This is a genomic window from Psychrobacillus sp. L3, assembly GCF_042945595.1.
In the GTDB taxonomy this organism is placed as follows: domain Bacteria; phylum Bacillota; class Bacilli; order Bacillales_A; family Planococcaceae; genus Psychrobacillus.
Genome location: NZ_CP168493.1, coordinates 3,931,382 through 3,937,500, shown reverse-complemented (window position 1 = coordinate 3,937,500; position 6,119 = coordinate 3,931,382). Strand labels below are relative to the sequence as shown.

The 6,119-nt window shown below is 34.1% G+C and carries 6 protein-coding genes; all 6 read left to right on the top strand.

Annotated elements, in window-relative coordinates:
- Positions 1-488: 488 nt before the first annotated feature.
- The 6 genes from rpmH to mnmG all read left to right on the top strand — a co-directional run bounded on the left by rpmH (position 489) and on the right by mnmG (position 6,117).
- Positions 489-623, top strand: coding sequence for a 50S ribosomal protein L34 (gene rpmH / locus ACEPXD_RS19800; RefSeq protein WP_387584337.1), 135 nt, complete (start codon positions 489-491; stop codon positions 621-623).
- A gap of 63 nt (positions 624-686) precedes the next feature.
- On the top strand, positions 687-1,031 hold the full coding sequence (rnpA, locus tag ACEPXD_RS19795; protein WP_391118752.1) for a ribonuclease P protein component: 345 nt from the start codon (positions 687-689) through the stop codon (positions 1,029-1,031).
- A 68-nt stretch (positions 1,032-1,099) separates the two neighbouring features.
- The gene (gene yidC / locus ACEPXD_RS19790) at positions 1,100-1,870 is read left to right on the top strand and encodes a membrane protein insertase YidC (protein ID WP_391118750.1); all 771 of its coding nucleotides are present in this window, start codon (positions 1,100-1,102) and stop codon (positions 1,868-1,870) included.
- Positions 1,867-2,607, top strand: a complete 741-nt coding sequence (gene jag / locus ACEPXD_RS19785) for an RNA-binding cell elongation regulator Jag/EloR (protein WP_391118748.1) — start codon at positions 1,867-1,869, stop codon at positions 2,605-2,607. Before yidC ends, jag begins: the two co-directional genes overlap by 4 nt.
- Positions 2,608-2,819: 212 nt before the next feature.
- Entirely contained in the window at positions 2,820-4,205 is a 1,386-nt protein-coding gene (mnmE, locus tag ACEPXD_RS19780) for a tRNA uridine-5-carboxymethylaminomethyl(34) synthesis GTPase MnmE (RefSeq protein WP_391118746.1), read from the top strand.
- A 22-nt stretch (positions 4,206-4,227) separates the two neighbouring features.
- Positions 4,228-6,117, top strand: coding sequence for a tRNA uridine-5-carboxymethylaminomethyl(34) synthesis enzyme MnmG (gene mnmG / locus ACEPXD_RS19775; RefSeq protein ID WP_391118744.1), 1,890 nt, complete (start codon positions 4,228-4,230; stop codon positions 6,115-6,117).
- Positions 6,118-6,119: the final 2 nt, after the last annotated feature.

Here is a 6,119-nt window from a genome sequence, read left to right as displayed (position 1 = left end):
TAATCTAATCTCCTTTTTTGGGATAATAAATATGTATAAATAAAATAAGATATACACAAATCCACCTTCTGTGGATAAACATTATAAACGTCCGTGGAAAAACTTGTCCACATATTATTAACAGCTGTGGATAATAGTTCGCTGTGGAATTCATTAAGAAAAGTAAAACACAAATATCGTATCAAAAAAACCACCATATTACAAGAGAATTAAGAGTTATCCACAAAAAATGAATTATTAACAGTTAGAGTTGTCCACAAGGTATGAGTATGTTCAAAACATGTTCATAAGCGTTGTGGATAATTTTTTGAGGGTTTTTTTTATCAACAGGCCAAAATTATGAAATCATAAGGAATTGTGGATAACTTCTTATAAGAAGTAAAAGCTGGACTAGAAAAAATAATTGACAAATGACATGTATTTTATATATAATATCGGAGACTGTCTAAGGAGTTTTTTAAGATGATCACTCAGGAGGTGTCATATAGATGAAACGTACATTCCAACCAAATAGCCGTAAGCGTAGCAAAAATCACGGTTTCCGCGCTCGTATGAGTACAAAAAACGGTCGCCGCGTAATAGCAGCCCGTCGTGCAAAAGGAAGAAAAGTATTATCAGCATAAGTCCACTGACCATTTCAGTGGTCTTTTTTTCTTTTATAAAGAATAGTTGAAGCAGGTGAACAGATGAATAAGAATCAGCGAATAAAAAAGAATCTAGAGTTTCAGACAATTTTTAAAAAAGGAAAATCATATGCAAACAGGCAGTTTGTTGTTTATTGTTTAGAGATGGAACAGGAAAATTTTCGAGTTGGCTTATCTGTAAGTAAAAAAGTAGGGAATGCAGTTGTTCGCAATCGTATAAAAAGATATATACGACAAACTTTTTTAGAATTAAAGGATCAAGTGTCTCCAACCAAGGACTATATTATTATCGCTAGAAATCCAGCGGCCAAATTAGATTTTCATGAAACAAAGAAAAGTCTTGAACATGTGTTGAAAATAGCTATGGTTATCAAAAAGAAAAGCTAGTGAAGACTTTCTGTTAAATGGTAAGATAGAATGAATATATATTTTTGCTATAAATAGGGGGAAGAAGGTTGAGAAAAAGATTATCTTTGCTATTTTTATTAGTAGTTACAATTGCATTACTAGCTGGTTGTTCGGAATTTAAAGAACCCATTTATGTAGATTCTGAAGGTTTTTGGAATCACTATATTGTTTGGCCGTTAGTTTCAGCAATTACATTTTTTAAAGGTTTGCTTGGTACGTATGGTTTAGGTATTATTACTGTAACTATTATTATACGTTTAGCAATATTGCCATTAATGATTAAACAAACAAAAAGTTCTAAAAATATGCAAGAAGTCCAACCAGAATTAAAAAAATTAAAAGAGAAGTACAGTTCAAAAGATGCAGCAACGCAACAAAAGTATCAGCAAGAAATGATGGCTCTATTTAAAGAAAGAGGTATTAATCCGGCTGCTGGTTGTTTACCAGTTTTTGTTCAAATGCCGATTCTTATTGGTTTCTATCATGCAATTAGCCGAATGAATAATACGCCTCAAATTGATTTAGGTAGTTTTTTAGGGTTTGCATTGGCAGATCCAAGTATCACCTTGGCAGTACTTGCTGGCTTAATGCAATTTTTCGTGTTGAGAACTGGTCCAGCGATGGATAATCCTCAAATGAAAATAATGATGTACATTATGCCATTTATGATTATTGGATTTGGTACAGTTTTACCTGCTGCATTAACACTATATTGGGTTATCGGAAATATTATTTCTATTCTTCAAAATTTATTCATTTATAAACCTTGGAATAAACCTAAGGCTGAACCAGTCAAAATAGGAGGGGCAAAAAAATGAATCAGATTACACAAACTGCACCTACAAAAGAAAAAGCTATAACTGTTGCATTAGAAAAACTTGGGGTCTCCAAACAAGAAGTGACAATTACAGTATTAGATGATGGTAAAAAAGGTTTCCTAGGATTTGGATTTAAACCTGCAGTTGTTCAAGTAACTGTTCTAAAAAATGATGAAAAGATAGAAGAAGTTTTACATGCAATAGAGAAATTAGAAGAATCAACCAAAGAAAATACTATCCCTATTATTAATAAGAATGTTGAAATGGATTCACAACTTACAAATAATGATGCAATTGAGGAAACTGTTAACTATATTCTGGAAATAGGGAAAGAAATGAAAATCGATGATTTATCTGTTACGCAAAAGAAAGATGGAAAATTTGTTTATCTTCACTTAAATAGTAAAAAAGCAGCTTTACTAATTGGGAAGCGTGGACAAACATTGAATGCCCTTGAAAGTTTAACTCAGCTAGTTGCAAATAAGTTTTCTAATTCGTTTATTATTATTAAATTGGATGTTGGAAATTACCGTGAGCGAAGACAAGAATCATTAGAACAACTTGCTGAACGGATGGCAGATAAAGCAGTTCGAACTGGTATCAAAGTAGAATTTGAACCAATGTCCTCTTTTGAAAGAAAAATAATTCATAATGCCTTATCTGTCCGAGTGGATATTGAAACATACTCAGTTGGAACAGATCCAAATCGTTATCTAGTCCTTGAACCCATAAAATAATGCTGAACGGATTTTAGCTTTTTATAAGTTAAAATCCGTTTTTCTTATGGAGAGTTAGATTTCGAAGTTGTTGATAACTTTTATTCACAGAAATAAAATCTTCTGTACTTCTGATTTAGATCAATTTGTGTTATTGTTATATGTTAGATAGTCATGTTCGTTTAACTTATTCACATGTGGATAAGTAACTATTTGTAAGGAGGTGGACGCTTGTGGAATTCGATACAATAGCTGCTATTTCAACTCCACTTGGAGAAGGTGCTATTGCTATAGTCAGACTTAGTGGACCTAATGCAATATTAATAGCAAATAAAATTTTTCGTTCACCAAACGGAAAAGATTTGCAGAGTCAAGCATCACATACGATTCATTATGGACATTTAGTCGATCCTAGATTGGATGCAGTTGTAGAAGAAGTAATGTTATCCCTTATGAAAGGTCCTAAAACCTTTACAAGAGAAGACGTTGTAGAAATTAATTGCCATGGAGGACTAGTCTCAGTTAATCGCGTTCTACAATTAGTTTTAATCCATGGAGCGCGTCTTGCAGAGCCTGGTGAGTTTACAAAACGTGCCTTTTTAAATGGGAGAATTGATTTATCACAAGCGGAAGCTGTCATGGATTTAATTAGAGCAAAAACAGATAAAGCGATGAATGTTGCGTTAGGACAGATGGATGGGCGATTATCTAGGCTTATTAAAACATTGAGGCAAGCACTACTAGAAACATTAGCACAAGTAGAAGTGAATATTGATTATCCTGAATATGATGATGTAGAAGAAATGACTCTCCCTATGATGATTGATAAATGTACATGGGTTAGAGAAGAAATTGAGAAATTATTGCTTACTTCATCTCAAGGAAAGATTTTGCGGGAAGGACTTTCAACTGCTATTATTGGAAGACCTAATGTAGGTAAATCATCTCTGTTAAATAGTTTAATTCAAGAAAATAAAGCAATTGTTACAGATATAGCAGGAACAACTAGAGATATTATAGAAGAGTATGTAAATGTACGTGGAGTTCCTTTAAAATTAGTAGATACTGCTGGTATTCGTGAAACAGAAGATATTGTGGAACGAATTGGGGTAGAAAAGTCTAGGCAAGTACTAAATGAAGCCGACCTTATTCTACTAGTTTTAAATAATGCTGAATCCTTAACGGAAGAAGACTATAGATTATTTGAAGCAATTGAAAGTATGGATTGCATTGTGATTGTGAATAAAACAGATTTACTTACCGAAATTGATTTAGATGAAGTAAAATATTTAGCTGGAGATAAGCGAATAGTGACAACTTCTTTATTACAGGAAGAAGGGGTAACTGAATTAGAAGAGGCAATTGCTTCTTTATTTTTCGAGGGCTCTATTGAGGCATCCGATTTAACTTATGTTTCAAATGCACGACATATTTCTTTGTTACATGTAGCAAAAGCAACCGTAACAGATGCCATAGAAGCAGCGCATAATGATGTACCTGTAGATATGATTCAAATAGATGTAACAAGGACTTGGGAAATATTAGGTGAAATAATTGGGGATTCAGTAGAAGAAAGCTTAATTGATCAGTTATTTTCACAATTTTGTTTAGGGAAATAAAAAATGAGAGGAAGTTACGAACATGCCAAACTTTGAAGCAGGCAAGTTCGATGTGATTATTGTTGGAGCAGGACATGCAGGTGTGGAAGCGGCATTAGCATCAGCTAAAATGGGCGCAAAAACCCTTGTCTTAACAATTAATCTTGATATGATTGCATTTATGCCGTGTAATCCATCCATCGGAGGGCCAGCTAAAGGAATTGTTGTGCGTGAAATTGACGCATTAGGCGGTGCCATGGGAAAAGTAATAGATAAAACACATATTCAAATGAGAATGTTAAACACCGGAAAAGGACCTGCTGTTCGAGCACTTCGCGCGCAAGCAGATAAAGTACTGTATCAAAATGAAATGAAACGACTATTAGAAGAGCAAGAAAATTTAACTATTCATCAGGCGGTAGTAGAGGAATTACTCGTGGAAGATGAAAAAATTATCGGGCTTGTCACACAAGTAGGTGCTATTTATAGAGCTGAAACAGTTGTTATTACGACGGGTACTTTTTTACGCGGTGAAATAATAATTGGAGATTTGAAATATTCAAGTGGTCCAAATAACCAACAACCTTCTATAAAATTAGCGGATAGTATTCGTAATTTAGGTTTCGATTTAGTTCGTTTTAAAACAGGAACACCTCCTCGTGTAAATAGTAAAACAGTAGATTATAGTAAAACAGAAATCCAACCTGGAGATGATGTTCCAAGAGCTTTCAGTTTCGATACTACGGAGTTTATTATGGATCAATTACCATGCTGGTTGACATATACAACGGAAATGACCCATCAAATTATTAACGAAAATTTACACTTATCTCCAATGTATTCAGGTATGATTAAAGGTACTGGACCAAGATACTGTCCTTCAATTGAAGATAAAATAGTTCGCTTTAGTGATAAACCAAGACATCAAATATTTTTAGAGCCTGAAGGTAGAAATACACGAGAAGTATATGTCCAAGGACTTTCAACTAGTCTTCCAGAGCATATACAACGTCGCCTAATTGCTTCTGTTCCAGGTCTTGAAAAAGCAGAGATGATGCGTGCAGGCTACGCAATTGAATACGACGCAATGGTTCCAACACAACTTTGGCCAACACTTGAAACAAAAAAAATTAAAAATTTGTATACTGCAGGACAAATTAATGGAACTTCTGGTTATGAAGAAGCTGCAGGTCAAGGTTTAATGGCCGGAATTAATGCAGCATTAAGAGTACTCAAAAAAGAAGAGAAAGTGTTAAGTAGATCGGATGCTTACATTGGAGTATTGATAGATGATTTAGTCACAAAAGGGACAAATGAGCCTTATCGTTTATTAACATCTCGTGCGGAATATCGTTTGTTATTACGTCATGACAATGCTGATTTACGCCTTCTGGAAATGGGATATGAAATAGGACTTGTTTCCAAAGAGCGCTATGAAAGATTTTTAGGGAAAAAGCAACGAATTGAAAATGAATTACAACGTTTGCGCACATTGATGATTAAACCAAATGAGGCAACTCAAGCTTTAATTCGCAGTGTGGAAGGAAGCGAATTAAAAGATGGTATCCGCGCAGTAGATTTACTGAAACGGACAGAAATGAACTACGATTTAGTTGCCGTACTCGCACCAACAGAATTGGAATTGTCATTTGAAGAGAAAGAACAAGTGGAAATCCAAGTGAAATATGAAGGATATATTGAAAAGTCTCTGCAGCAAGTAGAAAAACTTAAAAAAATGGAAAACAAAAAGATTCCTGATCAAATTGATTATGATGCAATTTCGGGATTAGCAACAGAAGCTAAACAAAAATTGAAGCAAGTTAGACCATTGTCTATTGCACAGGCATCTAGAATCTCAGGAGTAAATCCAGCGGATATTTCAATTTTACTTATTTATATTGAACAGGGAAAAATTGCGAAAATTACTGGGTAGTC